This window comes from Castellaniella sp. (assembly GCF_034674885.1).
In the GTDB taxonomy this organism is placed as follows: Bacteria; Pseudomonadota; Gammaproteobacteria; order Burkholderiales; family Burkholderiaceae_B; genus Castellaniella.
This window is the reverse complement of the sequence record NZ_JAUCDS010000002.1, coordinates 75607-100301: the sequence shown is the minus strand read 5'-3', so window position 1 is coordinate 100301 and position 24695 is coordinate 75607. Positions and strand designations below refer to the sequence as shown.

Annotated in this window: 34 protein-coding genes; 4 read left to right on the top strand and 30 right to left on the bottom strand. The window is 60.7% G+C overall.

Annotation, left to right across the window (positions count from 1 at the left end):
• Positions 1-243: 243 nt before the first annotated feature.
• Genes VDP74_RS02085 through VDP74_RS02070 form a run of 4 tightly spaced genes read right to left on the bottom strand, consistent with a single transcriptional unit; the run spans position 244 to position 6044 of the window.
• Positions 244-2016: a hypothetical protein gene (locus VDP74_RS02085; RefSeq protein WP_322997962.1), complete on the bottom strand. Its 1773-nt coding sequence runs from the start codon at positions 2014-2016 to the stop codon at positions 244-246.
• Positions 2013-2813 (bottom strand): hypothetical protein, encoded by an 801-nt coding sequence (locus VDP74_RS02080; protein ID WP_322997961.1) that lies wholly within the window; start codon positions 2811-2813, stop codon positions 2013-2015. The genes VDP74_RS02085 and VDP74_RS02080 overlap by 4 nt, the downstream gene beginning before the upstream one ends.
• A gap of 4 nt (positions 2814-2817) precedes the next feature.
• Positions 2818-5442 (bottom strand): tape measure protein, encoded by a 2625-nt coding sequence (locus tag VDP74_RS02075; RefSeq protein ID WP_322997960.1) that lies wholly within the window; start codon positions 5440-5442, stop codon positions 2818-2820.
• Positions 5442-6044, bottom strand: a complete 603-nt coding sequence (locus VDP74_RS02070) for a DUF6246 family protein (protein ID WP_322997959.1) — start codon at positions 6042-6044, stop codon at positions 5442-5444. The genes VDP74_RS02075 and VDP74_RS02070 overlap by 1 nt, the downstream gene beginning before the upstream one ends.
• On the opposite strand from VDP74_RS02070, the gene VDP74_RS02065 reads away from it, so the two are divergent.
• A complete protein-coding gene (locus VDP74_RS02065) occupies positions 6043-6681 on the top strand; it encodes a hypothetical protein (RefSeq protein ID WP_322997958.1) in 639 nt (212 codons plus the stop codon). The genes VDP74_RS02070 and VDP74_RS02065 overlap by 2 nt on opposite strands.
• 12 nt (positions 6682-6693) lie before the next feature.
• A complete protein-coding gene (gene bamE, locus VDP74_RS02060) occupies positions 6694-7098 on the top strand; it encodes an outer membrane protein assembly factor BamE domain-containing protein (protein WP_322997957.1) in 405 nt (134 codons plus the stop codon).
• On the opposite strand, the gene VDP74_RS02055 is transcribed toward bamE, so the two are convergent.
• The 25 genes from VDP74_RS02055 to VDP74_RS01935 all read right to left on the bottom strand — a co-directional run bounded on the left by VDP74_RS02055 (position 7095) and on the right by VDP74_RS01935 (position 23637).
• Entirely contained in the window at positions 7095-7826 is a 732-nt protein-coding gene (locus VDP74_RS02055; RefSeq protein ID WP_322997956.1) for a phage tail protein, read from the bottom strand. The genes bamE and VDP74_RS02055 overlap by 4 nt on opposite strands.
• Before the next feature lie 204 nt (positions 7827-8030).
• Positions 8031-8216 (bottom strand): hypothetical protein, encoded by a 186-nt coding sequence (locus tag VDP74_RS02050; protein WP_322997955.1) that lies wholly within the window; start codon positions 8214-8216, stop codon positions 8031-8033.
• Positions 8213-8575 carry a hypothetical protein gene (locus VDP74_RS02045; protein ID WP_322997954.1) on the bottom strand — a complete coding sequence of 121 codons (363 nt, stop codon included), beginning with the start codon at positions 8573-8575 and terminating at the stop codon, positions 8213-8215. Before VDP74_RS02045 ends, VDP74_RS02050 begins: the two co-directional genes overlap by 4 nt.
• Positions 8556-8960 (bottom strand): hypothetical protein, encoded by a 405-nt coding sequence (locus tag VDP74_RS02040; protein ID WP_322997953.1) that lies wholly within the window; start codon positions 8958-8960, stop codon positions 8556-8558. The genes VDP74_RS02045 and VDP74_RS02040 overlap by 20 nt, the downstream gene beginning before the upstream one ends.
• A gap of 1 nt (position 8961) precedes the next feature.
• The gene (locus VDP74_RS02035) at positions 8962-9192 is read right to left on the bottom strand and encodes a hypothetical protein (RefSeq protein ID WP_322997952.1); all 231 of its coding nucleotides are present in this window, start codon (positions 9190-9192) and stop codon (positions 8962-8964) included.
• Between the two features lies 1 nt (position 9193).
• Positions 9194-9511 carry a hypothetical protein gene (locus VDP74_RS02030; RefSeq protein ID WP_322997951.1) on the bottom strand — a complete coding sequence of 106 codons (318 nt, stop codon included), beginning with the start codon at positions 9509-9511 and terminating at the stop codon, positions 9194-9196.
• On the bottom strand, positions 9504-9902 hold the full coding sequence (locus VDP74_RS02025; RefSeq protein WP_322997950.1) for a hypothetical protein: 399 nt from the start codon (positions 9900-9902) through the stop codon (positions 9504-9506). Before VDP74_RS02025 ends, VDP74_RS02030 begins: the two co-directional genes overlap by 8 nt.
• A 43-nt stretch (positions 9903-9945) precedes the next feature.
• Entirely contained in the window at positions 9946-10218 is a 273-nt protein-coding gene (locus VDP74_RS02020) for a hypothetical protein (RefSeq protein WP_322997949.1), read from the bottom strand.
• Between the two features lie 11 nt (positions 10219-10229).
• Positions 10230-11315, bottom strand: a complete 1086-nt coding sequence (locus VDP74_RS02015; RefSeq protein ID WP_322997948.1) for a major capsid protein — start codon at positions 11313-11315, stop codon at positions 10230-10232.
• A gap of 12 nt (positions 11316-11327) precedes the next feature.
• On the bottom strand, positions 11328-12005 hold the full coding sequence (locus VDP74_RS02010) for an Ig-like domain-containing protein (protein WP_322997947.1): 678 nt from the start codon (positions 12003-12005) through the stop codon (positions 11328-11330).
• Positions 12002-13342 (bottom strand): hypothetical protein, encoded by a 1341-nt coding sequence (locus VDP74_RS02005; RefSeq protein ID WP_322997946.1) that lies wholly within the window; start codon positions 13340-13342, stop codon positions 12002-12004. The genes VDP74_RS02010 and VDP74_RS02005 overlap by 4 nt, the downstream gene beginning before the upstream one ends.
• The gene (locus tag VDP74_RS02000; protein ID WP_322997945.1) at positions 13317-14270 is read right to left on the bottom strand and encodes a phage minor head protein; all 954 of its coding nucleotides are present in this window, start codon (positions 14268-14270) and stop codon (positions 13317-13319) included. Before VDP74_RS02000 ends, VDP74_RS02005 begins: the two co-directional genes overlap by 26 nt.
• Positions 14233-15600: an anti-CBASS protein Acb1 family protein gene (locus VDP74_RS01995; RefSeq protein ID WP_322997944.1), complete on the bottom strand. Its 1368-nt coding sequence runs from the start codon at positions 15598-15600 to the stop codon at positions 14233-14235. Before VDP74_RS01995 ends, VDP74_RS02000 begins: the two co-directional genes overlap by 38 nt.
• A 206-nt stretch (positions 15601-15806) precedes the next feature.
• Entirely contained in the window at positions 15807-17228 is a 1422-nt protein-coding gene (gene terL / locus VDP74_RS01990) for a phage terminase large subunit (protein WP_322997943.1), read from the bottom strand.
• On the bottom strand, positions 17206-17859 hold the full coding sequence (locus VDP74_RS01985; protein ID WP_322997942.1) for a hypothetical protein: 654 nt from the start codon (positions 17857-17859) through the stop codon (positions 17206-17208). The genes terL and VDP74_RS01985 overlap by 23 nt, the downstream gene beginning before the upstream one ends.
• Positions 17860-18322: 463 nt before the next feature.
• Positions 18323-18931, bottom strand: coding sequence for a hypothetical protein (locus VDP74_RS01980; RefSeq protein ID WP_322997941.1), 609 nt, complete (start codon positions 18929-18931; stop codon positions 18323-18325).
• Entirely contained in the window at positions 18928-19284 is a 357-nt protein-coding gene (locus tag VDP74_RS01975) for a hypothetical protein (RefSeq protein WP_322997940.1), read from the bottom strand. The genes VDP74_RS01980 and VDP74_RS01975 overlap by 4 nt, the downstream gene beginning before the upstream one ends.
• Positions 19284-19673 (bottom strand): VRR-NUC domain-containing protein, encoded by a 390-nt coding sequence (locus VDP74_RS01970; protein ID WP_322997939.1) that lies wholly within the window; start codon positions 19671-19673, stop codon positions 19284-19286. The genes VDP74_RS01975 and VDP74_RS01970 overlap by 1 nt, the downstream gene beginning before the upstream one ends.
• Entirely contained in the window at positions 19670-19915 is a 246-nt protein-coding gene (locus tag VDP74_RS01965) for a hypothetical protein (protein WP_322997938.1), read from the bottom strand. Before VDP74_RS01965 ends, VDP74_RS01970 begins: the two co-directional genes overlap by 4 nt.
• Complete coding sequence (locus VDP74_RS01960) at positions 19912-20583, bottom strand: hypothetical protein (protein ID WP_322997937.1); 672 nt, start codon at positions 20581-20583, stop codon at positions 19912-19914. The genes VDP74_RS01965 and VDP74_RS01960 overlap by 4 nt, the downstream gene beginning before the upstream one ends.
• Entirely contained in the window at positions 20570-20857 is a 288-nt protein-coding gene (locus VDP74_RS01955) for a hypothetical protein (protein ID WP_322997936.1), read from the bottom strand. Before VDP74_RS01955 ends, VDP74_RS01960 begins: the two co-directional genes overlap by 14 nt.
• Before the next feature lie 524 nt (positions 20858-21381).
• Positions 21382-22164, bottom strand: coding sequence for an HNH endonuclease (locus tag VDP74_RS01950; RefSeq protein WP_322997935.1), 783 nt, complete (start codon positions 22162-22164; stop codon positions 21382-21384).
• Between the two features lie 9 nt (positions 22165-22173).
• Entirely contained in the window at positions 22174-22653 is a 480-nt protein-coding gene (locus VDP74_RS01945; RefSeq protein WP_322997934.1) for a hypothetical protein, read from the bottom strand.
• Entirely contained in the window at positions 22650-23078 is a 429-nt protein-coding gene (locus VDP74_RS01940; RefSeq protein WP_322997933.1) for a hypothetical protein, read from the bottom strand. The genes VDP74_RS01945 and VDP74_RS01940 overlap by 4 nt, the downstream gene beginning before the upstream one ends.
• An 85-nt stretch (positions 23079-23163) precedes the next feature.
• The gene (locus tag VDP74_RS01935; RefSeq protein WP_322997932.1) at positions 23164-23637 is read right to left on the bottom strand and encodes a hypothetical protein; all 474 of its coding nucleotides are present in this window, start codon (positions 23635-23637) and stop codon (positions 23164-23166) included.
• A gap of 110 nt (positions 23638-23747) precedes the next feature.
• Between VDP74_RS01935 and VDP74_RS01930 the strand changes: the two genes are divergently transcribed.
• Positions 23748-23933: a hypothetical protein gene (locus VDP74_RS01930; protein ID WP_322997931.1), complete on the top strand. Its 186-nt coding sequence runs from the start codon at positions 23748-23750 to the stop codon at positions 23931-23933.
• Positions 23934-24063: 130 nt separating this feature from the next.
• Positions 24064-24258 carry a hypothetical protein gene (locus tag VDP74_RS01925; RefSeq protein ID WP_322997930.1) on the top strand — a complete coding sequence of 65 codons (195 nt, stop codon included), beginning with the start codon at positions 24064-24066 and terminating at the stop codon, positions 24256-24258.
• A 146-nt stretch (positions 24259-24404) separates the two neighbouring features.
• Here the strand turns inward: VDP74_RS01925 and VDP74_RS01920 are convergent, their stop codons facing one another.
• On the bottom strand, positions 24405-24638 hold the full coding sequence (locus tag VDP74_RS01920) for a hypothetical protein (RefSeq protein WP_322997929.1): 234 nt from the start codon (positions 24636-24638) through the stop codon (positions 24405-24407).
• Between the last annotated feature and the right edge of the window lie 57 nt (positions 24639-24695).

The window sequence follows — 24695 nt, the reverse complement described above, 5'->3', positions numbered from 1 at the left end:
TCCAGTTGGTTTCATTCGCGCCCACCGCCAGTTTGGCCGATGTCACAGAGCCGTTTACGATCGCCCGCGTCGTGACCGAGTTGTCTGCCATCGCCGCCTGCTGGATTCTCGGGGCACCAGTCGCTCCTTCCGCAATCGCGATCGGGTTGTCGCGCAGGGCCAGTCCGTCAATCGAGCGAATCGGTTTCCCAGGCTCAAGACGGGCCGAATCGACATCAGTCCATGTCGCCATTTATCTCTCCTTTAAATCCACGAAAATCCCTTTTCGTCGCCAATAAAGCCGTTCTCATCAGCCCACCATGCGCCGTGTTCTTTCTGCTCGTCCGTAGCATCCGCGTAATTCGGGGCATCAACCGGCATCCAATATCCAGGCCGCCCAGAAATCTTGAATTCGTAGGCAAACAGCTTGTAGGTGATCGAATGCCCAGGCTCTTTCTCTTCAGCGGCGACTATTTGCCAGCGCACGCGCACAGGCAGGCCCGTGTCATCCACGACAGAGCGGTGCTCCACGTCCACGACATCCCCTGTCCAGTACTCGCGGTCTTTCGCATCCGCATCGAATTCGACATATTTAGGGTTGTCGCGGTAGCGGTTGAGCAGCCGCGTAGACAGATTGATCACCTGCCCTTCTGTGTGCAGCCAGCGGGAAAACACCTTCTTGATGCGCTGCTCGCCGTACTGGATGGCCGATTCCGCCTCTTCATCGAGTCGGACGCGCAAATGCCGATAGTTGGAATCCTTGTCCAGCTTTTCGGCGGCATTTCGCTGCCCCCAGTACACCCAGACCTGACTGGCCCGAGCGCCCGGATCCTGCGTCAGTTCCGCGCTGTCGGCGAGGATATTGGCGTCTCCCGTGAGCAGGGCCACGCCGGCACCGGCGGGCTTTAATGCCTGCAGCCTGATCTGCTGTTGACGCTCATCCCACCAGATGTAAAACAGGGCCTGTTCTGTGATTTCTGCCAGCAGGTCTTGCACGCCGGTTGGCTCGGTAATCAGTCCCGTCATATCGAATTGAGCCAGCCACAATTCAGCCTCTTCGGCCCATGCAGCAGTGTCGATGTAGGCGGCAGGCACATACTGGATCAGCCATTCTCGGGCCAAATTATCCACGCGCACGTTCTGGTACCGCACACACAGCTGCACGCGATCACCCTCATCATGGCTGCCGCCCCCAGATCCGTCCGTCCGGCGCGTAATCCCGGTCAGCTTGATGTTCTCGCCAGAGATCGTGACGCCGGCATACGTCATGATTTCGTCATTGATGCGGATCGTGCCCGGCGCCGGGTAATCATCGGCGGTCGCCCCGGCAATCTCTATTTCCGCCAGCACGACGGGGTCGGGCGTGCCGTCCGGGATGGATGCGATTTCAGCAACAAGCTCCCCGGTGCTGGCTTTCGGGATCTGCGCCTTGTCGTTGTCGGCAAGCGCCAGGATATCCAGCGCCGTGATCTTGATTTGCCCTTTTGTGTCCGGCCCGTCGATCTTGCCGATGACGTAGGTGCGCGTCACCATTTCCGCCAGACTCTGGCCAACATAACCCTCACGGATGCGCAGAACGCGCCCGTTGTAGTACGGGTTTCGGGCCAGCCACTTGGACCAAAACGTACCTCGCTCCATCGGGTAATATCCGCGCTCAGCGACATACGGATCCACGCCGATATCAGAGTGCGGCGCATCGTCGAAAGTGACTGTGACCCGCGCCCGCTTTCCCAGCGCCCCAGAATCGCGCCCGCCGCCGCCTGGGTTGATTTCCGTAGGCGCGGTCTTCGCGTCTCGCAGCAGCGGAATGACGGGGTAATCCGTCAGGGCTTGCTGGGGCTTGCAAAAGCGCAGCGTCAGCGTGTCCAGCGTGTAATTGTCGGGATCCTGGCAGGTGGCGCGGGTGTTGAAGCATTTGCGCTCGCCGGTCACGCCCAGGGCGGCCATGCACGGGTTCACGCCGTAACTCAGGGCGCAGAAATCCTGATCGATTTCGACGACTGTGAACAGTTCTCGGCCTATCTGATCGATACTCATCCGATAGCCTCCACAGGTACTGATACCTCCATCCAATCACGCTGGCGCTGATATCGCGGCTTCACGTCTTTCGTGGCCCACGCATACATCGACTCGCCCGGCCAGCGAGCAGGGTTTGCGACCAGGAAAAACGGATATTTCACGGCGGCTGCCACGAACGGATCAAAGCTGTCCCGATACCATTGGGCCGGCAGGCTCTCCCACTGATACGTCGTCGCAAACCCCTGACGGATGATCGAGCGTCCCAGGAATTGCCCGGTGTCGGATTTCGCCGGAAGGATGTCGGTGTTTCGGCTCAGCATGGCCGGACTATGGCCGCTTGTGATGGATCGCGGCATCACGAGGATCTTGCCCAGGTAGATGACGCCCACGCGATAGATATCGTTGCCGTCTATCAGCACCCGCCAGTAACGGGCCGTGACCTGCTCCCACCAGGCGATCAATGCGTCATTTTTCGATGGCGTGAGGACAATGGCATCAGTCCACGCCGTGCCATCCTGGCTGTGCTGCACGCTCACGGTCGCACCGCCTAGGTTGTGGCTGGCGATCCCGACATAGTCGACATCCACATTGCCGCCGGCATCCCACTGTGCCCAGGCCGGCAGCGTCACCGGCGACCATCGGTCATAGGTCGTGGCGTTCTTGAGCGCAATGCCCGGAAATCCGGCGCGTTCGCTGCTGACGGAAAGTGTCGTATCGCGGGTGATCGTGTGCCAGCCGATCCTGGCGTAGGACCCGCGAACACCGTCGCAGCCGGTACCGACAAGGTTGGGGGAAAAGACTGTGATGTTGCTCACTGAATTACCTCAGCTTCATGCCGTCATCCAGGGCATCGTTGATTTTCGTGACCAGCACGCGGACCTCTTTGTCGCTCGGGGGCCAGGACGTGCTGATGTGGATGCCGCCCAGATTGATGATGGTGGGCTGGGAGCCGCTACCCGCAGATGATCCGGCAGCCTGCCGCGTGGCGTCCCGGTTGCTGATCACTTCGCCACGGCTGTTGGGCAGCATGTACTGCCGGCCATTGGCGAGATTCAGGATCTCGGGGGCGCCGGTTTCGTTGATGCGGTACAGGCCGGATGGATCTACGGGGCCGCCGTATTGGCGGGCGCCGGCAGCAGCAGAAAATCCAATTGCCGGCGCTCCCAACGCGCCGGCTGCCGCTGCTGCCGCCGCTGCTGCTGCCGGCGCCAGTGCTGGCCCAACAATCGGAATGGCTGCCGTGGACGCAAACGCAGCCTGCGCGGCAAGCGCCGTAGTGGCCTGGACCTGTGAGGCGGTGGCGGCAGCATAAGCAGCGCCCGCAGCCGTTTCTGCCGCTCGACCTAAAATCACCGCTTTAACGTGAGCCACCCCCATCCGCACAAATTCAGCGATAACCTCTTTTCCGATGGTTGCCGCAAATGCTCGGGCAGCATCTTCGGCATTTGCGGTGCCAGTGATGATTCCCGTCAAAGTCGCCGCCGCCGCCTCTCCCAGTGAATCCAAGCCCGTCATCAACAGGTCGTTGTACATGGACTCGTTGCGGAATCGCTCTTCCTGCAGCGCCAGCATGGTCTCTTCATGCTGCTGCGCCAGGTCACCGGCGTACTGGTAATACTGCTCGTCGCTGATTGCTTTTCGGTCCAGCATGTCCTGATAGGCCGCCAGCTGAGTCTCGTATTTCTCTTGCTCCGCCTTGATTGGATCGGCCTGATTGATCAGTTGTTGGTCGGCTTTCGCCTGCTGCACTTGGTACAACGCTGCAGCCAGTGCTTTAACCTGCTCTACCTCCGCTGGCGTGGCAAATACATTCAGCCTGGACGCCGCCTTTGCCATGGCAAGGCTTTCGCCCTCCATGCCCGCCAACATCAGGGCTTCGACCATGTCCGCGATAACTTTATTGTTAGCCTCGCGGGCTTTTGCTTCCTGCTTTTGGGCGGCGCTCAGTTTCCCGCTGGACGCGGCTGCTTTCTCTGTGGCGGCTGTCGTTTTCTCTACTTCTTCCGTGTATTCAGATTGCCACTCCGCAATTGAGGAATTGATGGCGTTATCCGTTACGCGCCTGAGTGTGCGGTCATAGGCCCCTACGCCCTTGGCCGCATTCTCCCAACCTTCCGCTGCCGCATCGCCCAGACTGACAATCGCTCGAATCGGGGCCTGATCGACAGAGATTTTCCCGATACCCGCACCGCCCATCGCCTGAATCGGTTTGTTGATAAGATCGGCCAAATCATTGACGAATTCAGCCGCACCTTGTTTGATCTGCCCCCAGGCATTGGAGAAGAATGCCGGGATGTTATTGGCCAGCGCCTCCCACACAGCGCCCACGGCACCAGCAGTGCCCTGAAACACCTTGGCGATGCCGTCAGCTTCTTTTGCGGTCGCGAGCGCCATTTCTGTAAACGACCTGGTGACACTGTTGGTTGCCGACTGCGCAGACGATGACATGCCTCCGAACAAAGCATCCGCGCCATCCATCACCAGCCTGATCGTAGCGCCAAGGCCCTCGATTTCCTGGGCCATCTTGTCGATATCAGCGTCGTCAATGGCCCGGGATACTCGCTCAATGCCGTCGGCGAGCGAATTGGTCAGTGCGACTGAGTTGTTCGCTTCGCCAATAAAGCGAGTAACAGAGTTGCGCAACTCGACCCAGGCCTGGGACGCGGTTTTGACTCTGGTGCCAAATTGCTGGTTGACGCTCTCGCCCGCGTTGGTCAAGGCCTCGATCAAGGACTTGGCTGTGATCTTGCCTTCGGCGCCCAGCGTGCGCAGCTCACCAATGGTGACACCCAGACCGGTAGCGATGGCTTGTGCCAGGGCTGGCGTTTGCTCCATGACACTGTTCAGCTCATCGCCGCGCAGTGTGCCGGACGCCAGTCCTTGGCCAAGTTGACGCAAGGCGGCATCGGCCGCGTCAGCACTTGCACCAGAAGCGGCCATGGCCTTGGAGACCGTCTCGGTGATTTCTGCGACCTTCTTCTGGTCGATTCCTAGCTGCGCCGCGTTTTGTGCAAGGCGCTGATACACCTGCGCGACCGGCTCCAATGCTTGGCTGGTAGTCTGCGCGATGCGGAAAACATCGTTTGTGGCCTGGTTGAGTTCTTTCTGGCTGCTCGTGACCTGGCGCAGGCGGTTCTGCATCTCCGTCCATGCGTCCGCCGTGGCGAGGATATCCCTGGCTGTCTTAATGAGCAATGCGCCAGATAGCACAGGCAGCATGCCGCGCAGCAAGTCAGTGGTCTGACTGGCCTGGCGACCCATGCCCTTAATCGCCGCCGCCGTTTTCTTCATACGGAAATTGGCGTCGTTCGCGGCCTTGTCAGTCCTTTTGAAAGACGACTCCAGGCCATCGAGTGCTTTGTCGGCAGGCTTGGCGGCGGACAATAATTTTTCGGTATCCGCCTCGACGGTGTAGTAGATCGCGCCTACATTTTCGCCAGCCATCAGTGCACCCCCTCTTTCGCGGCCCGCGCCGCCTCGACCTTCTCGAACCACTCCATGCTGGCGTCCAACTCCTCTTTGCTCGGGGCGCGTGCGCCGGGAGAATCCTTGGCCGACGGCGGAAACTTCGCCCGCAGCGCCGCCACAAGCCCTGTCATCGTCATGTTCCAGGCCTCGCGCTCGGTGAGCCCCAGGTGGGCCATCGCCAGCGCTGCATGCTCCCGAGCGTCGAATTCGCGCATGTACTCAGGCTTGTAATCGGCTGGTCGTGGCTGCTCTTTGGCTACGCCGACGACGCCGTGGCGCACCAGGGACTGGGCCAGCAGCACAACATGCTCGACAGGCAGGGCGCCGGCGGCATAGCGCAGCGGCCCGCCCCCTTCCCGCGCTTCAAACGTGCCCACCAGATCGGACACGTCTTCATCAGCGCAGGCGTACAGCACGGCCACGCAATCCGCCAGATCACCAGCCATCACGCGGGCGAACGCGTCCACGATTTCAGCGGGTTCGCCCAGGCCGGACATGGCAGCCAACGATGGGCGCAGCAGCACATCACGACCCGCGTGGATGCCGATTTCGCCGATTTGCGTTAAAACACTCATCATGAAACAAGATATCTCAGTCGTTGGCAGTCCTATTGACCCATACACGGAGTCATCGGACTGGATGTTGATGATCGCGTTTCCAAAAAGCCCATCAAAAGGCTTTCCGCTGGCGCTTTCCATAGCCCAACAAGCCTCTGAGTTCAGGATCGTTGACTCTGCCGGTATTCTTATGCACGTCGCGCACTTCGCGCCGAACGAGAGGGATGCCAAACTAGCAATCGAACTGTTCAGCCAAACGGGCGGATGGAAGGGTGTTGTGGCCTACAGTAAGGGGCGGCCAATCAAAGAGCGGTGGGCGTTTATCAGTATGTTGGAGTGCTACCTGGAGTCCTGTGAATGCACAGATCCGGATGCCCATTGCTGCGTAGTAATCGACGACCCTAGTTTCGAGCCGGTCAAATCGTTCAGCATGACAATTTCAGTCGGCCCATCAACCACAAAACCCGTTGAGGTTGACCGATACCTCTTTCCCTGTTCCAGGCTATGGCCGTCGATGCGATTTCAGCCCGACCACCCATCCAGTTTGCAGGATCAGATCCAAGCGGCAGGTGTAAAAAACGGATGTTATGCATGCCCTCGATTTGACGCCGCTCGGTTTGAGAAAATCAGTACCGCCACATATCAAATAGATGTTTGAGAGACAGATACAGTGAAACTTCTTACCGCCCTCATCTCCACCTTCATCCTGTCTGCCTGCGCGGCTACGGGCGTCAAAGTCACGGACGATCAGCTATCCCAATTTCACGAAGGCCAGACCACAAAGCAGGAAGTGATCGCCGCGCTTGGTCAGCCTACGACAACCATGCGCAATGCCGACGGCACTACGATGGTCATGTACACATATTCGGAAGCCAGAACACGTGCCAGCACGTTCATTCCTATCGTCGGAGCATTTGCTGGTGGCGTTGATTCCAGGGCCAGTACAGCCGTTCTGACGTTTGATCAAAATGGCGTCCTGAAAAGCACGTCAACGTCCGCCAGCCAGTACGGGACCGCCACAGGCATTGCTGTCGATGGCGGCGCGCCCGTCACTGACCAGCCCCGCAAGCCCTAGCTCACCGTCACCGCGCAGCTGCCCGACTTCGTGGCGTCATAGACGCTGGTAGCCGTGATCGTGGCCGTGCCGGCACCCACCGCTTCGACGTGGCCGTGACTGTCCACAGTCGCCACCAGATCATCACTGGACGTCCACTTCACCTCGGGGCTGGTGCCGGGAACCACGGTAGCGGTCAACGCATCCAGATCGCCCTCAACCATCGACAGGGTAGACGGCGCCACAGTGACGCTCGTGATCGTGACGGGATCGGGCGTGTCCTCGACGATCAGGCCGAAGTCGGACGCGGTTGCCTGGGCTTCCATGCTGTAGGTCGTCACGTCGTCATGCGGGGCCGACCGGCTCATCGTGGTCAAGATCATGAACGCCGTGAAAGTCAGATCCGGGAACGTCATGCGCATCCAGACGACCGGCTGGCCCGCCGTGCCTTGGGGATTGGCGACGTGCTTGGTCAGTTCGATCAGGTTGGCGGCGCCGTTGCCAGAGGCCTTGCACACGCCATCGCCAGAGATCGTCAGCGATTGGAACGTAGCCAGGTTCTCACGCAGCGCCCCGACGGAATCGTCAGCGGTGGCGTCGGTGGTGTCCCATTCCAGGCTGAATTCCTTGGTGCGCAAGGCCCCGAATCCCTTCCAGTCGCCGGGCGCGGGCTTTTCGTCGCCGCAGCCAATAGCGTATTCCAGAACGACCGTGCGGCCAGTGTATTTCGTGCTTTTGCAGTTAGCCATTGACGGCCTCCATAGATCAAAAATGAATTGATCCGGGGAGGCTCGATTGCTCAGGGAGGCCTTGTGGCGTGCCTGGGCTGCGTGCCCGGTAAATGCTTGTGTTACTTGCCCTCTTGGGCGTGGAGCCATCGCTCCCATGCGGCGATTGCCGCCTTCACCGCCCGAAGAAGGTTTCGGTGCAGTTCAATCGTTGTCTGGTTCATGTCAGTTCTTGGGCTGATGGTCAGGGCAAAAGTAGAATGGATCGCCAGGTTCAAAGCGGCGCACACCGTCATACTGCTCATCTAACGACTGCGGTATCTTCTCAATGGCGGCACAAACAAAACCGGTTGCCGGTTTCCCGCAGGTGTTGCACAACGGGCGCTGCAAGCTTGGTTTTTGATCGCTCATAGGATCACCTCAATATCGACACTGGCCCAGCCCCGGTTTTCAGTGGTGAACCCAGGTCCGGCCGGCTCGCCTGCGGCGACTCTGGCCGCATGGCACGGCAGGCTGTCGCCCTGACAGGCCGCGACGACAGCCTCGGCGTCGGCCATGACCTGCTCGGCATCCTCGCGGTGGTTGCGCCGACCCAGCAGGATCACGCGAAAGCGCGGACGACGAACATCCACGACGGCGACGGGGCCGCCAGCGGCTTGCACCACGCAATAGCGGGTTGCGGCATCCTGTGCAGATTCGACCCACGCGCCGTACTGGAACGTATAGCCAGTCAGCAGAGTGGCGAGCCAGTCACGAACCTCGACGAGCATAGACAGCCCTCAGAATTCGCGGGATCGCGGGCTTGATCTGCTCGAATCCCTTGGTGAGAAAGCCCGGCTCTGCGTTCGGGTCCCAGTAATTGCCGTTGCCGTTTGCGCGCGGCTGCCCGGCGAGCTTGCCCGGCGCGTCGTGTACGGCGCTGGCGTAGCTGGCGGTGTAGCCCACGGTGCCGGACGTGCGCCCTGCGCTGTGGCTGATCTGCGGGGCGTACTGGCTGTTGATCAGATTGCTGGTGTCAATCGGCGTGCGCACAGCTGCGGCTGCCGCACCTTGGCTCAGCACAGCGTACACGGCTGCGTTGGTGCGGCCAGAGTCGATCTCCTGCAACTTGATGCGCAGGTTGCGCTTGACGCGGGATATTCCTTTGACGGGCATGTCACTTCCCGTAAACGGGCGACGGCGGCGAGACAGGATTGGCCCTGCCGGGCGTCCACGCCTTCTTGCCAACCATGTCGATTACGCGCAACTCCAGCCTTGCCGCATCGTCGACATTTATGCTGATGCGCACACCGAGCACCCCCGCCAGTTCGCGGCCATGCTGGTCTCGTACGGCCACGTTGCCCTGGCCGTCAACTTCAGCGTGCAGGTAGATTTTTTCGCTTTGCATATCAAGTCACCAATCGGTAGTCGGGAGTCTCGCCGAAGAAAGACATATCCCACCAGGTACGGCCTCGGATTTCCTGCCATTCGGTGTCGCCGTTCAGCCGGATCATGTCCAGCATCTTTGGGCGGCCATCCTCGGTGAAAATCTCAAACCGGCTGACGAACTCTGCGCCAGTATCGTCGCGCTCTTGCTGCGACACGGCAGCCCATGTGCAGGCGATCGTGTACTCAGGCCCGTAAGTCACGCCGCCCCACTCGGATTGCCCCTGATAGGGCTTGATCGTGGCGGAGTTCTGGTAGCTCCAGTTTGCGGTATTACTCATCGCAGCACATCCTGCCGCCGCGCCCAAGCCAGATGCCAGCGTGAGCCTGCTGCGTCGGATTGGGCGGCACCATACCTTCGGTGCAGCCGTGCGTATCCAGTTGCGCCAGCATCCCGGACAGGCCGCGCCATGCACCGGCCAGACTGCGGTAGACAAACGACCGGGATGCACCAGACGGGGCAGACTGGCTGCTGATCATCCGCGCGCCGTTGGCTGTTGCCATGAGCGCCACCAGATACAGCCGGATCAGTTGCGCCGTGGGAGCGCTGTAATTCGTGGTCAGGCAGTCGTCGATCGTATTGACCTGATCGACGAGCAATTGCAGCACGGAATCCGGCAACTCGATCCCGAGGGCGCTCAGGTATTCTTTCGCGTCATTTAAGGCGAGCATGTCGATTCCGTGCTTGGGTCAAAAAGAAACCGCCCGTGGGCGGCTATTCGGTGGGCTTCAGGGGGTCGCCGTCGGGCAGCAGAGCCAGTAGTTCCGCCGCGCCTTGACGCCCGTCGAACTCGATTTCGAGTTCCTTCAGACGCTTGGCGATCTGGCTCTTGGTCGGGGCTTTGCTGGGTGTGGCCGGATCCAGCATGGCCGTTTCACCATGCAGGGGCCGGACGTTGGCCTTGAGCGCCGGGTGGAGATGCTTCAAATCCACCACCGCGCCCAGCGCGACCCCATGCCAGGGACGAATGACTTCGTATTTCGCCATGTCATTCCCCCTTAATCCAGATCGGCGCCGTACAGCACGCCGGATTTGCCTTCGCCATCCTTTTTAATCTGGATGCCGATGGCGGCCATGATCTGGAAGTTGAAGTTGTTCTGCGGCAGCGGGCGCGGCAGCGGAACAACACCAGTGGACATGCCAACCAAGGGAGTCACGACATCCTGGCGGCGCTGGTAGGCGATGAATTCATTGCCCTTGAGCGCGAAGGTCTGCTTGATGGAACGGGCCGGGATGAACCCCTGGATCACGGACAGTACCGTACCGCCGGACAGGATCTTGGTGCCGCCAAGGGTGACAGTGGCGGGCTTCATCAGGTTGGCCCAGATCTGCGGCGACACCCACAGCACATCGTAGGCATCCACGAAGTTGGCTCGCGCCGCCTGGCCGAATGCGCCGGTGGTGAAGAATGCGGCCAGTTCTTCTTGGGTGGCGGTCGTCAGATCGATATTGACCCCGCCAGCCCCCAGATTCACCTTGTAGGTGTTGCGGTGGGTGCGCAGGCCTTGAGCTTGGTAGCTCTCGACCTTGATCTTGCTGTCGCCGTCCAGGATGTAGCTGACCAACTTCTTGTTGAACTTACGCAGCTTGGCGGCTTGCGAGTCCAGCACCAGGTCAATGCCGACGGTTTGCAGGCCAGCCGCGTGGCGCCAATTCACGCCATAGCCAGCAGTGAACACCGGGATCGGGTCGCCATCGCTGTCGTATTCAGTGTGATCGAACGAGTACGGCGGCTGGCCGTCCAGGCTGATCGACACGTCCTCAGCGATATCGCCCACGACGCTGTAGAGCTTCGCGGTCTTGCCGATGGGCAGCACGGTCTGCACGCCCATCAGATCGGTCACGATCTCCATACCGGTTTCCTGGTCACGCAACTGGATGATCTGACGATCCAGCTCAGCCCAGAAGTCGCGAGCGAACCCGCCCACGGCATTGCAGGCCAGTTGTTCGGGAGTCATGGTGGACTGGTAGGCCTGCACCATGAGGCGTTGGCCCAGATTGAACTGATCGCGGTTGGCCCACAGTTCGTTCCATTGACCACGCATGCGGCTGTTCGCAGCCAGCGTTTCGGGAGTGAAAAACATGAATGATCTCCTTTAGGCGGTTGCGGTGAGGGTGACGGTGTCGGTCTTGGCGCCGTCCGCAACTGAGGTCGCGGTGATGACAGACGTACCAGAACCGGCGACAGCGGTAGCCACACCGGTGGTGGCGTCGATGGTGAAGACACCTGTGGTGGCCGAGGTCCAGGTAACGCGCTGATCGGCAGCGGCGGGAGCTACAGTGGCCGTGAGGGCCAGAGTCGCGCCGTTTGAGACGCTGGTGCTGTCTGGCGTGTCGATCGTCACCCCGGTAACGGTGGCTGATGCGGGCGCGGCAGTGATCCGAACCCGAACGAACCCCTCAGCGGCTAACGTCACGTCGTCCTGACAAAACCCGATGATATTAGTGTTGCCACCCTCGGCCACGCCGCCGGATCCGATGGTCATGGGTTGATCCTTGGAGTAGCTGCCTGCCGCGACCCGGCACGCAAACTCGCGGCCAGATTCGACGTAATCAGCAACAGCCGAATCACCAGATGCAATCTCGTCATCAATCGTCTGTCCTTGGTGGTACGCGGGGTTCACGATGTAAACGCGGCCCAAGCTGCCGGACGGGGCTTTGATGAACTCGTCACCCGAGATAATGGCGAACACACCTGGCTTGATGGCTAGGCCAGTCTTGCGGGTTTCAGTGATGGACTTGCCATCGATATTGACGCGGCGATAGCGGCTCATTTCGCACCTCCAAAATAGGCGACCGGGTCGGGCGCGCCCGTCTCGGCATTCGGTTGCATGGATTGACCGTCGCCCAGCGGCGCAGCTTCACCCAACTGCTTGTAGGCGGCATCCAGGGCATCGCCCTGCAGCGCATTGGCGACGACTTCGCCCAGCTTGGCTTTGACGGCCTCGCGCTTTTCGGCTTCGTCCTTGCGGGCGTTGGCGGTGACGGCATCGTTGGTGGCCTTGATGTTGGACTCCATGGCGTCCACCTTCTCGGTGATGGGCTTGATGGCGTCGGCCAAGGCCGTTGCCACATTGGCGGTGACGGCTTCGCTGATGTCTTTCGTCAGGTCGGCCCGTTCTTGCTCGGTGATAGGCATGTTGCCCTCCGGTGGTTGCGCAGGGCGTGCCTGCTGGGTAAAAAATCGTTTGAGAGAGTTGGCGACGGCGGCAACCCAGGACTCCTGGCGCACGACCGGGGTTCCGGTATCGGCAAAAGTAATGACGCCTGCCTTGTCCTCGTAGCCGTAGACCTCGGACTCGCCGCCATTGCGCACGATGACCGCTTGCGCGTCGGTAAAGTCCGCGATCCACACGTAATCATCGGTACCGGTCACCCAGCGTTTCCGGGCGGCATCCTGCAGACGCTGCTCGCGCTCACGGTAGGACTCGCCCACCAGCGCTCCGGCATTCGTTGCAATAGGCTGAGCCTGGTCGGCATTAACCATCATGCCTACGCCCTGCTCAGGTGTTGCGGCGCCTACCTCGTCCAGCAGGATGGCGTCGTGGTCCATGGCGTGGATCTTGGCGACCCACTGCGCGCCCTGGGCCTGCTGCTGCTCGCTGGCTTCCAGGCGCTCAAGAAAGGCAGCCACACTGGTATGGATGGGCGGCACGTCTTCGCCTTTTTCTAGGGCCTCCAGGCGGGCCAGCAGCCGCTTGCCGCCCTCGCTGCCCTCGGCGTTCTGAACGTCCACGAATTTCTCGACGTAGACCCGATTGCCGGATTTCTTGACGTTCTGGTTGGTGGCCCCAACGTAAAACCCCGCCAATCCGGCGGGGCTGAAGGCTGAGACGAACTCGCCGTTTACCTGCGGATGCCCAAGCGGGGCCACAGTGCCCTCCAGCTGCTGATAGTGGGCGTCGATCTCAGCAGCCGTGTACAGGCCGCCGTTCATGATGACGCCTGCCGGCAATGTGTAGCTGGGCACGATCCAGGTGTCGCGCCCGTTTACGACCTCGCGCCGGATTTGGGCTGAGTTGACCTGCGTGGTGATGTTGACGTGTTCGCCAGCAGGCGTACCGGCGCGGTTGACCTGCAGCACGCTATTTCTTTGGTTTCGACCAGTCATAATCTCGTTCCTTCATGACTTCCTTCGTTTTGTTGGCCCGCTCGATGATGCTGGGCACCAGCGGCTTGCCGTCGGCGTCCACCATGACCTCAGACTGACTGCAGCGGCAGTTGATACTGTTCCCGTCCACGGCATACCAGTCACGCACGGATTCGCGGGTGAATAGCTTTCCGTGTCTGGCGGCATGCGTGGCGCGTGTGGTGCGCCCCAAGGCCGACAGGTGCAATTCCATCGTGCGTAATCCGTAGACCTCAGCCGCATCTGCGGCTTCATCCCACCTGGCCCGGCGCAGCGCCATCGGCACTTCAGACCGCGCAATCCGCCGCGCCCGCCCTTCCTCGATACCGGCCTGATCGGTCAGGTTTCTGGCAATCGTGAGCGGGTTCAGGCCCCGTCCTATGCCTTCAGTCAGGACGCGAGACATGGCGGATTTGATGGTTGCAGTGAACCCCTCCATGTCCTCGAATACGCGGGCCTGGATAATCGCCATGCGCCGCCGGTACGGTTCGCTGGCCAGGATCTGATTCACGCTGCCCCGCCCTGCCCGGTACGCCTCGGACTGCTGGCCTAGATTGGCGAACGCCTGCGCGGTACCTCGGACGGCGGCCACTGACACGTAGGCATCGAAAAACCACAGATGATCCTCGCCGCCTTCCAACAGGATCGCGGCCAGATCAGCGTCCAGTCCGGCCATGATCGACTGAAGCAGGTACTGATCCAGCCGGTAGGCGTATCGCTTGTTCTCGGTCTCTTTGCGGTTCGTCGCAATCGGCTCGGCGGGGATGCGATTCAGTGCCGCGATGTAGGCCCGCCGCACCTTGCGCAGGCGTCGGCTGAAATCCAGGATCGCGCCGCGTTCCAGCTTGTCGATGCCGGTCGGGTCCTTGGGATTACTGGGCAGGATCGGGCTTCTTGCCTTCGTCGCCATCGTCCGGATCCTCGTCGTCATCCTCGCCCAGCGGCTCCGCACCATCCGGGTCATATCCGGCTGCCGTTCGGATCTCGTTGCTGCCGAACACCGCTTCGCCCGTGGCGATGGCCGTCTGATTGATCTGGCTCATCTTCAGGGCGCTTTCCAGTTTCTCGGTGGTGGTCTGTTCGTTCAGGTCATCCCACATGATCGCCTTTTCGGCAATCGGCTTCAGGACGCCGATACGGGTCAGGTGATCAACGAAGTCCTCGATCTCGAAACCCAGATCCTGGCGGCGCGACTGGCATCGGGCGTTGAAATAGCGCAGATCCTCGGTGCTGGCGCGTTCGCCTTGCTGGTTGCCCACCATCACGCGGCTGGGAATATCCAGCGCGGCAGAGACGGTTTGCAGGTTGATGTCGTATGTCGGGCGCGGATCGGGGACGTTGGATACCAGCGGCGTCGTGGTCGCCCCCTGGGTCACCAGCACCGTATCGTTGCCCCGGTTCATTTCGACCGCTACTTCGTCGAACTTCTCGCGCAGCTCTTCGAGCTTGACGCCGTACATGGACGCGAGGCTTGCGAAGTCCACGCCCTCCGAATCGAAGTTGATGTTGAGTTGCCGGGCCGCGTTCTTCAGGAACGATTCCCCCGACCCGCCCTCGACCTTTTCCAGGGAAACGAAAGCGTTGTAGGCCGGCTCCAGCCAGCCGATCGCGTCATCACGCCAGTCGCCCAGGATGAACACGCGGTCGGGGTGAATCCGAACCCGGCGCCCAGCGGTTCCGTTCGACCCCAGTTCGGCATACCACCATTCCGTAGGCTGGCCGTAGGTCTGCGAATTTTCGTCGGTATCGAACTTCGCGGGCTTGAGCGACCCGGCCCATGCCGGCGTCACCTTGACGAGGCTCTTGCCCTTTGCTGCTGGCTGGCTCCATTGATGGCCGTCATTGATGTGCAGCAGCAGTCCCGCGAACCGCCCCACCAGACGCCGACGATCGGCATCCGCGAATGCCCGCCACACCCGCGCTGTCAGCGTCTGCGTGGCCGATTTTTCCCAAGCCGTCTCAGGCCGTGATTCGTCCTGATCATCACCCTCGATCACCCAGGGCGAGGTCTTCCAACAGGTGCCGACCAGTTTCTCGACCGCACCATGGCCCAGGCCGCCGCGCCGATACAGGCCGAACAGCATTTCATAGGTGATGGTGTCCGGAAAGCCGTACTCCTGCCATGCGGAACACTTGCGTTTGTCGTCCAGGCCATACGGATTCAGCATCCCCATGCGGGCGCGGGCAATGGCGTTCTGATTCATTGCCGCGTTGACGGCCAGGGTCAGATTGTCCGTCATGCGCTCACCCGCTCAATGATTCCGGTCGGGCCACTGCCCAGGTAGCCGTGATTCTCAGGATCGCGGATCACGTCCACGCTGGCCCGAGACCATGCTTGAAATTCCTCGGCTGGGCTGCGCTCCACAGCAATCCGGCGGGCGCACGTGTAGCAGGCAGCGCGAACAATCAGCGTTGCAGCGCTGCTGGTGACTCGGAAAATGGACATTTATCTGCCTTGAAGGCGCTTGGGGACCATGAGGCCGATGGTCTGCGGCTTACTTGCCTTGTTGTATGCCCTGCTCAGGGCGTCGATCTGGTCGTCGTTCTTGCCCATCGGAAACACTCGCATTTCGTGAATCAGAGCGTCATTCCAGTCTGCCCTCAGCATCTTCACGTTGCCGGCGTTGACTTGGGCGGCGAACGGGCTTGCTCGCGTTGCTTTGTCTCCTGTTTCGGGCGTGAACTCGAAACTTCGACCCTGCAGCTTCTTGCTCAGGTATGCGGCCTGCGCCTTCCCGGCCTGTCCTGGGTCCTGGGGCAGGCTCTGGAACGTCACACCATCGGTCTGCGCTGTTTGCACCACCAAGCGCTCTACGTCGTCAGGACTGCCGCGCTCCCGCTTCACATCGGCGATATAGGTGATGCCATCCTTCATGGCCAGCTTTCCGCCGGCTGTCCAGTCGCCGGAATCCTTTGATGCGGCCAGGTCCCAACCTCGCGTGAAGCTCAGGCCGGCAGGCAGGGCCTCAACGATCTCGATCATGCCGGGCTTGAACATGCCACCCTGGCGCGGAGCCGGGCGCTGTTGAAGCTGGCCCGCCGCCGCATAATCGCCCAGAGATAACTCCAGCGCCCTGACCTGATTCTCATCGAACCGTTCAGGGAACATCAGTTCGCCTGGCGTGGTGCGCGGATCGGGGTCGCCCACTGCATGATGAGATTCGTCCGGCTCCCAGCGCATCGGGATCTTCAGATGCTCGTAGCCCAGCTTCAGGGCTACCGCCGACACGTCCTCTTCGTGCAGGCGCTGCATCACGATCACGATGGCTGAATCAGCGTTGTTGACCCGACTCGGCAGCGCTTCGCGAAACGTCTCAATGTCGGCGGCCAGCATTGCGGGGCTTTTCGCGCCATCCACGCTGTGCGGGTCGTCCAGAATCACGCGGTCAGCCCGGCTGCCGGTCATGCTGGTGAAGGCGACCGCCTCACGGAATCCAGTGCTGTCGTTCTCAAATTTCGTCTTGGCGTTCTGGTCGCCGGTCAACACGACGGGCCAAAGCGACTGATACCAGTCGGACTGGATCAGGCGCCGGCATTTCGTGCTGTCGCGCACCGCCAGGTCCTGCTTGTGGGCGGTGCCCATGTAGCGCAACTCGGGACGGCCTTTCGGCCCCCACTCCCAAGCTGGCCACAGAACCGACACCAGCAGGGATTTCATGCTGCCCGGCGGAACATTGATCAGCAGGCGCTTGATCCTGCCGTCAGTCACAGCCTCCAGGTGATCACAGATGGACTGCACGGCCCAACCCCACATAAGCGGGGTCGCGGGCTCAAGAACATGCCATGCCTGCTTTACGAAATCCGCCAGGCTTGCCGCGCATAACGCCCGCTCGATGGCAGCCAGGTCATGATGTTTTGGCAGATTCATGAGCGACCGTGAGCAGTTCGCGCAACGCCTCCTTGCTCAGCCTCGAATAATCGAATGCTTCGGGATTCGTAGGCTGATCTCCATCAGTCCCGACCTCGTAGGCTTCGCGCTCCATGCCGACCAGAACCTTCAATGCTTCCGCCAGCTTCTTCATGCTGTCGATTCGCCCTGACGTGGACATGACGCGCTGGAATGCCCGCATCAGTCCATCTGGTGAATCCTCGCTTGCGGCAATGGCCTCGGCCAACTGCTGGATCATGTCCGTGTTGTCTGTCTGCGCCTCAAGCTCGACCAGTAGCGACATAGCCAGGCTTCGCGCCCGGGCAATGTCGCGGCGATGGGTTGTCCTGATCTCAGCTATGACCTGGGCGTTTGCCTCAACGATGCTCCGCTCAGTTACCGCCTGCTCGCTGGTAACCTCGCTGGTAACCGCTGCTTTGGTAACCAGGGCATCAGCCTTGGCTTTGATCTTCGCTTTGAGGTCTCGCTCCCATCCGTCACGCTTGGCGCGCTTGCCGATGGCGACGTGCGACACGCCTTGAGCGGATGCGATTTCCCGGACGGACAACAAGCCAGCCCGGTAATCCGCTTCGATACGTTCCCAGTCTGGCGCGGGTTTTTTCTGCGCCATTGTGAATTCCAAAACAAAGCGCCCCACTCAGTTTTCACCGAGTGGGGCGCGAAAAGCAGCGGTGGCTGCGGAGGAGACAAGGTTGCGGCAACCTGGCGCCACCAGGTCAAGGGCTCTTTGTTTGCAGGCCCCAGGATCCAATCTGACCAGCCTGCCAGTACCGCATAATCTATCGCTAGGCGATCAACCCAGGCGGCCTGCAACGCAGGCCTTGCGCCGCACCCACAGGGGCCGGAAATCAGCCATTCCAGCCTTCATGCTGGGTTTCGTAGTCGCCGTCCATTACAGCCGATCCCGCATCTTCAGGACCAGCAGCGTGGCGGCCACGCCAAACGCGAATGCAATCAGGCCGGTAGAGATCAGGTATTCCATTCGTAGGCTCCAAAAAGAAAACCCCGCTTCGCTAGACGCAAAACGGGGAATCTCATAATTGAGGCTATTTTGGGGGTAAAAACCGCAACTGTCAAGCCTCCGCCATTTCCAGCATCCCGGCATCCGCAAGCAACTGTTCGATGCATCGCTCTGCTCTGGGCCTGATGCCGGCTGTATGACCGTCCTCGCGGGTGCCGTTCAGCCAATGCTTGATGCGCTGCCGATGGCTCGACGCCGTGTTTTCCGCCACCTCGCACTGATGGGCCAGATCGGGTAGCGAGACGGATTTGTCGCCGAACAGCCCCTTCACAATCCCGCGACGCAACCGGCGATTCGTCAGACACCCCGCCAGCGCCTTCGTAATCGCCGCCTCTTCGATTTTGACGATGCATGCCTCCCAGAACGGATTGACGGCCCAGCCACTGCAACAGGCATGGCCACAGCCGCATGGCGTCTTTCTGGGACCATAGGCCGCGTACAGGACGAACTGATGCATATCCGACAGCACGGCCACGCGATTCCAGATCATGGCTGCCTGCCCAGCTCCATCAAGGCCGTGCAGTTGTGCTTGATCGCCGGCGTAGCGCACAGGATCATCAGCCATGCGGTTCATCATTGGCCGCTCGTAGACTTGACCCGAGAAACGGAACGCGAAGATCAGCGCGTCCTGTGCCGACTTGAATTGTTGATTGCCCATCATTCCCCCTTCACAACAAATGCGGCGCTGCCCTGGCGCCAGAACACGCCCTTCCCATCCCATGGCATCGACTTCAGTGTCGGCTGCGCATCAATCTCCGCCTGGCGCAAATGCGGCTTGGTCACCAGTGGCCGGAATTTCGCCATCTGTTTGGGCGCGGCCCTGTGGTGCTCGGTGCCCGCCAAGAACCGGCGAAACAGCGCGTCATCCGATTCGTCAGGTCCAGGCGCGTAACCAGCAGCCAACAGCGCGGCCATCATCCGGCCTCGTGACAGCGCATCGCCGAACTTCGCGGCATGGCCCAGCGCGATCAGGCGGCGCTCGGTCTGACGCCGGATTTCTGCTTGGCTTTCCATCAGATGTACCCCGGTGAAGTTGGCGGAATGGTGGGATTCAGGTATTCGAGGATCCTGTCGCGGGCAGACTCCCAGCCGGCGCATACGCAGGCCGCGTAGCCCTGCTTGGCCAGGGCTTCCAGCCAGCGTTTCTGCTCGACCGACAACCGACCGTCCTCGGGCGCCTTCAGTTCGATCCATAGACCATGGCGGCCGTTTCTCGGCACCGGCAGCAGCAGGTCGGGCACACCTGGGCGCACGCCCTGAGCCTTGAGTCGACCCGCCTCGCGCTTTCCACGCCGCCCACCATTCGGGATGTGCAGCAGCAGCGCCAGTTCCGGCATGGCCTTGGACTGCAGGCCAGCCCAGCGGATGAGAGCGGCTTGGTGGTCATCTTCTATGTGCCTCATGCGGCCCCCATGATTTTTTCAGTGAATCTTTTCTGTTCAGCCTCAAACCACGCTCGCCGCTTCTGCGAATTCTCGGGCGGCCCCGCCTCAAACATCCGGCACGTCCGGTTGAATGTCGCGCTCTCGTAGCGCCCGGATCGGCCATCCTTGCCGCACACACCGTAGCCTTGCTTGGCCATAGCTGGTGCTGCACGCAGGTCGAAGTGCAGGCAGTCGATGCAGTTGACGTGATCCTGGCTCATGCGGACACTTCCTCGCCCAGCGCACGTTTTGTCATCGTGACGGCAATGGATGCGTAGCCCTTGGGGTTCGCCAGGATTTTCTTGGCCCAGGCCTTGGGATCGCGCGGCTTTTCGATTGCAGCGGCTGCCATAGCCTTGATCCCGGCGTCGGCCTGCTCTTTGGTGGCGGCAGTCTGGCCGGGAGCCGGCAGCGCAGCGGCAGGCGCCGGGACATCATCCCAGGACTGACGGGCCAGTTGGATGCTGTACGCGGCTTCCCAACGACTTTTGAGCGTCTGCCAAGACTGATTCAGCATGTCGTGGTTGCCGATCTCGACGGCCGCCCAGTACACGGCCGGGTGCGGCCAGGTGCCGATGTCTCCGGCGCGGCGGCTTTGCATGCCGGCGACAGCCAACCGAAACGCCACCTCGGGCTCCAGCCAGGGACGACACAGCCGCTTGAACTCAGGCAGGGTCGGCGCGAACGGACGATTGCCGCATGCAGCCAGCCCTACGGACACTTCGTCACCAGTGAAGCCGGCAAGCTGTTCAGCCCAGGCCCGAACCATCGTGGCTTTGTCGATGCCATCCCACTGCTGCATGAATTTCGAGCCGTACAGCAGGTGTAGGCGTTCGATCACGCGGGCTGCCCAGGTCTCCGGGATCGGTTGGATTTCAGCGAGTTGCATCGATTGTCCCCATGTCGATTTCGGTTTTCCCGCGCGCCAGGTCGCGGATGATCGCGGCGTCAGCGGCGTAGCGGTCCTGGCGGTTCTGGGGTTGCTGGGCCCGGACCTTGGTGGGCGATTTCTCGCGGCGCACCCAGTTGCGCCAGGTGGCCTCCCAGTCGACCTTTCTGGCGTCGGCGCCGGCCTTCGCCGCCCAGTAGTCGCGGAACGAGTCGGCCACCCGCAGCGCGTCATCCGGCGTCCAGCTGGGTTGCTCCAGCAGAGCCCAGGACATCCAGGTGTCCGGCAGCCGCCAGTCGGTCGGCAGTCGCGTGGCCCTGGCGGCCTTGGGCGCAGGCGGCTGCGCAGCAGGCGCGTCCTCTCTCTGGTTTCCACAATCAGGAATCAGGGAAGGGGGATCAGGAATCAGCCCGGCTTGTTCCGGTAAAGGTTGTGCCTTGCACTGTTCTTGCACAGTGCTAGTCTGGTTCTCTGTGTATGCAGGTATGGAACTTGCGGATTCTTTGACATGAGGATTCTGGTGCTTAGCAAAGTTCACTACCTGAATAAACCGATCATTGCCCGCCTCATACCGAAGGATAAAACCGTGCTTTTGCAGGTCGCCAAGAAGGCTATCGACGTCGCAATCGTCATATGGCAATGCCTCCGCCTTGATCCGGCGCGGACGGTCCTCTAGACGCCCCTCCCTATCTGCCAGAGTCCATAATCCTATGAACAGGAGCCGACCAAGCGGGCTGATGTCCGCAAGATCATCATTGGCGAAGAAACTGGGTTTAATGTTCCTTGCTCGAGCCATAACTACGCCTCATCAATGGCCGCGTACATAGCCGCCTGCCAATTAGTCCAGTTGCGCTCGTCTTTCGCTATTGCCGTGAGCGTGTCTATATCGACTCCAGCGTCATGCGCCTGCTTGAGAAGCGCCAAGCACTTCGTATCGTTGCAGTACGAAAATCTATTTCGGCAAATTCCACGGATATAAAGCAGCTGCCGCCCCGACTCAGGCAGGTTCATGGCCTTCGCAATACTGGCGACCTTTGACCACGCCACGCCCACTGATTCAGCCGTTAATGCGCCTTCTTCATCGGTGACTAAGTGCCGACTTGCCACAACGTCCATTGCGTCGAGGATGTGTGTCAGCTTGGTGCGCCTGAGAAGCGCCTTTAATTGCTTGATGCCTGTTTCATTCAGGTAAAAGCCCGGCGTAATGTCTCGCCAATAATCGACCGCTTTATCCAGCGTTTCTTGCTCTATCTCCTTCATTCCATCGCGCCACGCGAGCATCATCTCCAGCTGCTCCCGCCTTTCCGACAACTCATCAAGCATCGCCCTTTGCTTCTGGATGGCGGCGTCATCTGATAACTCGACATTGGTCTTGCCAGCGTTGCATGGCTTGCATGACGTGATGAGGTTCATCATGTCGTTGCCGCCGCCCTTACTTACAGGGTTGATGTGATCGACCTCGAGGATCGCCTCCGGCGCCGATGCGCCGCAGTACTGGCACTTAAACCCGTCACGCTTGAACACTTCAAAGCGGATTTTCTTGCCCAGGGGCTTGCGCTCGTGTATTATTTGTTTCGTCATTGCACTTCCTTATGCTTGTGCGATTGAAAGGCCCGGAACTGTTCGCGCAGTTGCCGGGTTTGTTTTTTGGTTAAGCTTGTCCGCCCGCACCGGCTCCCAGCGCTCCAGCGCATCGAAAAACACAGTCCGCTTTTCGTCGCGGGTCGCGGTTGTGCCGAAGTCCAGCCAGTAATGGCAAGGCCCGCAGCCGGGTACGCTGAACCAATCAGCGGCCTTCAGACCCATGCCTTTGCCCGTATCGGCCCAATTGCCGTGGCAATCGACTACCGTCGGATCCTGCGGGATGCGCGGGCATACGCCCGGAACCAGCAGATAGCAAGACTGCCCCCGGCAGGCGTCCAGCATCTTCTGGTCGTGGTGGCCGTCGATCTTGTGTGTGCGCCGGCCTGAGTGCTTCATGGAGCTACGCGCCATCGGCTTGGTCGTCTTCATCGGCGTCTTGCGCTGCATCGGCTTGGCCGGGGATTTGAAGGTGCTGTTCCAGGTCATACAGCAGCCTCACGCGCCAGGAATGGTTTGCGGACGCGCTCATGAAACCGGAAGGCGGCCGCGACGCTATGATCCAGCTCAGCCCGGCTGGAGACCTCGCACACCTTGCGAATCCAGGCCGCCGCGTTTTCTTCGACACTCAGGCCGTCTGCGCATTCAGGCACGAATGCCTGGAAAGCAGGGTTCTGGCAAAGCTGGCCAGCCAGCCGCGCCAACTCACCGCCCTTGGGTTTTTCGCCAGATGGCGGCACGGCGCCCGACCGCTCGAAGTCAGCACGCAGCGGGGCCAGCGCCACCGGCATATCGATGTTCGGGAAAAGCTGCAGGAATGCGGCGCGGCAGGATGGGTCAATGTCCACCTGGACACGAATCGTGCCGTCGGCCATTTCTTTCATGGCGCGGCGGGTTCCGGAAATGGCTTCCATCACTTCAACCTCACCCAGATCGCAACCGCCACAACTACCAGGGGCAGGATCATGGCGACCGCGAATACGATGATGTCGTGTTCAGTCATCGCGCCTCCTCCTTGTCGACAGCCAGCAAAAGGCCGCGCTCCAGGTTGTGAGTGCGCGTCCGCAGTTCACGCAAAAGCGCAACCACTTTGTCTCGTTCAGTGGGGGAAACGATGTTGTCAGCCAGAGATTCCGCTGTCGTGCCCAGCACACCGCCGGTCAAAGCCCCGATTTGCATGGCCTTGGCCTGGATGTCTTTGATCAGGTCTTGCGGGCTGGCTTCGTTATCAGGAACGACATCGGCCGCCAGACCGTTCTGTGCGGCATGGGCCAGCATCCAGTCGCGGGCATATGCTCGCCCGCCCTCTTTCTCTTCCATCCATTCGGTCAGAAGGTCGGCCATGGAAAGGCTGATTTCTTCGCCCTTCAGCGCCCGCAGCTTGGCGCGCAGGCTTTCAGGATGGATGCTGCGGCCCCGGCGCTCCGTCAGGAACCGGGCGGCATCAACCACCCCGCCGGAGGTGCGCCGCACGCTGTTGTAGAGGACATCCAGCCAGTCAGTGTTTGAGTACCTGCAAGTCACCTTGAAACCCCTTAAATTTCAGCGTTTCGGAGCGAACCGAAGCGGCCTACAGTGGAACTATGGAAAAGACCAAAACCGAATCCCTGCTTGAACAGGCCCGCGCCATCTGCCAGCGCGTGACGAACCGCGAAGACGTGTCCGACGATCTGCTGCGCGTGGTGTTCATGCGCCTGGACGAAGAGGCTCAGGAAGCGGCGTTTGATGGTGAAGAGGACGGGCCGGCAGTTGGTTGTACGGTTCACTGACGTAATGACGTCTCCTGGGCCGATGGGGATCTTGTCCGGGTCTTTGGGGTCATTGCCGATATGGGAGGCCGGCCCCTTCCGGTTAGGCTTGGGAGTGCTACCAACCAAACCGTTCCGGGAGGGACCGACCATGGAAAAACTGACCAGCGACCAATACGCTTGGGGGATGAATATTTTTTTTAAGATTCTTGAGCACCAGCCAAATCTGATGTCACAACGGCAGCCAGCTCCAGGCACCGGCAACGCGATGGCAGAAACGGCAGCGGCTTTCATTGATCGTCTCGTTGAGCTTCGGAACGAGCGGGTCGAGAAATCCGCGAAGTAGCCGCCCCGAGAGCCCGGGCCGCCCCCAAGGCCGCTTCGGCGACCTGGGCGGCGGCTTCCTGTGGAGTGCAGGTCGAATCGCCCGCCAGCTTGGCAGCGGCTTGCACGGCTGCTTGGAAGGCGTATTCATTCATTTCGACAGTCAGGTCAGACATTGGCGGGCTCCTTGGGGGTGGGCCTGGCGGTGAACTCAGCGACCAAATCACCAACAGTCAGCCGCGAATCCGCAGCAGCAAGACGTTGAATGACGTCGATGCTGGGCTTCTTGCCACGCCATCTGGTAGCGATCTGCCACAGGTAGCCCGGATCGATGCCAGCTGCTTTCGCAAGGGAGTCGCGCGCTTCCTTGTCCATGGTCGGATATAGGTTTGTCAGCTTCATGCACAAATATTAGCGCGGCGCTATGCATTCAGTCAATAGCGCCGCGCTATACCACGC

Coding starts and splice junctions, on each gene's coding strand:
- VDP74_RS02085 (WP_322997962.1), bottom strand. CDS start 2,016: ATGAGTATCGATCAGATAGGCCGAGAACTGTTCACAGTCGTCGAAATC.
- VDP74_RS02075 (WP_322997960.1), bottom strand. CDS start 5,442: ATGGCTGGCGAAAATGTAGGCGCGATCTACTACACCGTCGAGGCGGAT.
- VDP74_RS02065 (WP_322997958.1), top strand. CDS start 6,043: ATGAAACAAGATATCTCAGTCGTTGGCAGTCCTATTGACCCATACACG.
- VDP74_RS02070 (WP_322997959.1), bottom strand. CDS start 6,044: ATGATGAGTGTTTTAACGCAAATCGGCGAAATCGGCATCCACGCGGGT.
- VDP74_RS02055 (WP_322997956.1), bottom strand. CDS start 7,826: ATGGCTAACTGCAAAAGCACGAAATACACTGGCCGCACGGTCGTTCTG.
- VDP74_RS02050 (WP_322997955.1), bottom strand. CDS start 8,216: ATGAGCGATCAAAAACCAAGCTTGCAGCGCCCGTTGTGCAACACCTGC.
- VDP74_RS02045 (WP_322997954.1), bottom strand. CDS start 8,575: ATGCTCGTCGAGGTTCGTGACTGGCTCGCCACTCTGCTGACTGGCTAT.
- VDP74_RS02040 (WP_322997953.1), bottom strand. CDS start 8,960: ATGCCCGTCAAAGGAATATCCCGCGTCAAGCGCAACCTGCGCATCAAG.
- VDP74_RS02035 (WP_322997952.1), bottom strand. CDS start 9,192: ATGCAAAGCGAAAAAATCTACCTGCACGCTGAAGTTGACGGCCAGGGC.
- VDP74_RS02030 (WP_322997951.1), bottom strand. CDS start 9,511: ATGAGTAATACCGCAAACTGGAGCTACCAGAACTCCGCCACGATCAAG.
- VDP74_RS02025 (WP_322997950.1), bottom strand. CDS start 9,902: ATGCTCGCCTTAAATGACGCGAAAGAATACCTGAGCGCCCTCGGGATC.
- VDP74_RS02020 (WP_322997949.1), bottom strand. CDS start 10,218: ATGGCGAAATACGAAGTCATTCGTCCCTGGCATGGGGTCGCGCTGGGC.
- VDP74_RS02015 (WP_322997948.1), bottom strand. CDS start 11,315: ATGTTTTTCACTCCCGAAACGCTGGCTGCGAACAGCCGCATGCGTGGT.
- VDP74_RS02010 (WP_322997947.1), bottom strand. CDS start 12,005: ATGAGCCGCTATCGCCGCGTCAATATCGATGGCAAGTCCATCACTGAA.
- VDP74_RS02005 (WP_322997946.1), bottom strand. CDS start 13,342: ATGACTGGTCGAAACCAAAGAAATAGCGTGCTGCAGGTCAACCGCGCC.
- VDP74_RS02000 (WP_322997945.1), bottom strand. CDS start 14,270: ATGGCGACGAAGGCAAGAAGCCCGATCCTGCCCAGTAATCCCAAGGAC.
- VDP74_RS01995 (WP_322997944.1), bottom strand. CDS start 15,600: ATGACGGACAATCTGACCCTGGCCGTCAACGCGGCAATGAATCAGAAC.
- terL (WP_322997943.1), bottom strand. CDS start 17,228: ATGAATCTGCCAAAACATCATGACCTGGCTGCCATCGAGCGGGCGTTA.
- VDP74_RS01985 (WP_322997942.1), bottom strand. CDS start 17,859: ATGGCGCAGAAAAAACCCGCGCCAGACTGGGAACGTATCGAAGCGGAT.
- VDP74_RS01980 (WP_322997941.1), bottom strand. CDS start 18,931: ATGATGGGCAATCAACAATTCAAGTCGGCACAGGACGCGCTGATCTTC.
- VDP74_RS01975 (WP_322997940.1), bottom strand. CDS start 19,284: ATGGAAAGCCAAGCAGAAATCCGGCGTCAGACCGAGCGCCGCCTGATC.
- VDP74_RS01970 (WP_322997939.1), bottom strand. CDS start 19,673: ATGAGGCACATAGAAGATGACCACCAAGCCGCTCTCATCCGCTGGGCT.
- VDP74_RS01965 (WP_322997938.1), bottom strand. CDS start 19,915: ATGAGCCAGGATCACGTCAACTGCATCGACTGCCTGCACTTCGACCTG.
- VDP74_RS01960 (WP_322997937.1), bottom strand. CDS start 20,583: ATGCAACTCGCTGAAATCCAACCGATCCCGGAGACCTGGGCAGCCCGC.
- VDP74_RS01955 (WP_322997936.1), bottom strand. CDS start 20,857: ATGTCCTGGGCTCTGCTGGAGCAACCCAGCTGGACGCCGGATGACGCG.
- VDP74_RS01950 (WP_322997935.1), bottom strand. CDS start 22,164: ATGACGAAACAAATAATACACGAGCGCAAGCCCCTGGGCAAGAAAATC.
- VDP74_RS01945 (WP_322997934.1), bottom strand. CDS start 22,653: ATGACCTGGAACAGCACCTTCAAATCCCCGGCCAAGCCGATGCAGCGC.
- VDP74_RS01940 (WP_322997933.1), bottom strand. CDS start 23,078: ATGGAAGCCATTTCCGGAACCCGCCGCGCCATGAAAGAAATGGCCGAC.
- VDP74_RS01930 (WP_322997931.1), top strand. CDS start 23,748: ATGGAAAAGACCAAAACCGAATCCCTGCTTGAACAGGCCCGCGCCATC.
- VDP74_RS01925 (WP_322997930.1), top strand. CDS start 24,064: ATGGAAAAACTGACCAGCGACCAATACGCTTGGGGGATGAATATTTTT.
- VDP74_RS01920 (WP_322997929.1), bottom strand. CDS start 24,638: ATGAAGCTGACAAACCTATATCCGACCATGGACAAGGAAGCGCGCGAC.